This window comes from Jiella sonneratiae (assembly GCF_017353515.1).
GTDB lineage: Bacteria > Pseudomonadota > Alphaproteobacteria > Rhizobiales > Rhizobiaceae > Jiella > Jiella sonneratiae.
In genome coordinates, this window is sequence record NZ_JAFMPY010000073.1 from 1 (window position 1) to 1,061 (window position 1,061).

Genomic DNA, 1,061 nt, shown 5'->3' on the forward strand with positions numbered 1-1,061 from the left:
AGCGGGTCGACCTCATCGCCATCGACGGCAAGACCTCGCGCCGCAGCCATGACCGGGGCGCCGGCCAACAGGCCATCCACATGGTCTCGGCCTTCGCCACGACGCAGCGGCTGGTGCTCGGCCAGGAAGCGGTGCCGGACAAGGCCAGCGAGTTGGCCGCCATCCCCGAACTTCTGGCCCGGCTCGGCGAGGACGGCGGGCTCGAAGGTGCTCTCGTCTCGATCGACGCCATCGCCACCAATGGAACCATCGCCAGCGCAATCCGGGCGACTGGCGCCGACTATCTCCTGGCGGTGAAGGCCAATCAGCCGACGCTGAGGGCTGAGGTCGAGACGGCGTTTGAGGAGGCGCCGAAGGCGAGCCTGCAAAGCTTCGTCGAGACCGACAAGGGCCACGGCCGCATCGAGGAGCGCTGCGTCAGCGTCCTTTCCGACGTCGGCTGGCTGTCCGGCGGCCGGCGATTTCCCGGCGAGTTGCGCCTGCCGGACGCGGCGTGCCTCATCCGTGTCGAAAGCCGGACCCAGCTCGTTGACAAGAGCCGCAAGGACATCCGCTACTTCATCTCCTCGGCGCATCTCGACGCCGAAAAGGCAGCCGCAGCAGTGCGCGACCATTGGGGCATCGAGAACCGGCTGCACTGGGTGCTTGACGTCCTGTTCAAGGACGATCAGTCTCGCCTGCGCAAAGGCCACGGCGCCAGGAACATGGCTGTCGTCCGGCACTTCGCGCTCAATCTCATCCGAACGGCCAAAGACAAGAAGTCCCTCAAATCACGCCGAAAACTCGCCGGCTGGTCTGGTCACCGGACTACCTCGCCAGCCTCCTCGATCAGACGCAATGAAACATGGATTCGGGGAATTGATTCAGAGGATTCCCGCTTGGGCTCGAATTTCATAGGCTTGATGGGACCGATTTGATGGAGGCCTTTGATGGCGTTCAGTCCCGAGCCGCTGACGATCGATGAGATTGAACGGCGATTTCGCGACGCCGCCGACGTCGTCGAGCGCAACCATTTCCAGACGATCCTGCTTCTGGCGAAGGGTCGATCGCGGGCAGAGGTG

At 64.1% G+C, this 1,061-nt stretch carries 1 pseudogene; it reads left to right on the top strand.

Annotated elements, in window-relative coordinates:
* Positions 1-797 (top strand): annotated as a pseudogene (locus J1C47_RS23525) (ISAs1 family transposase); the annotation flags it as partial.
* Positions 798-1,061: the final 264 nt, after the last annotated feature.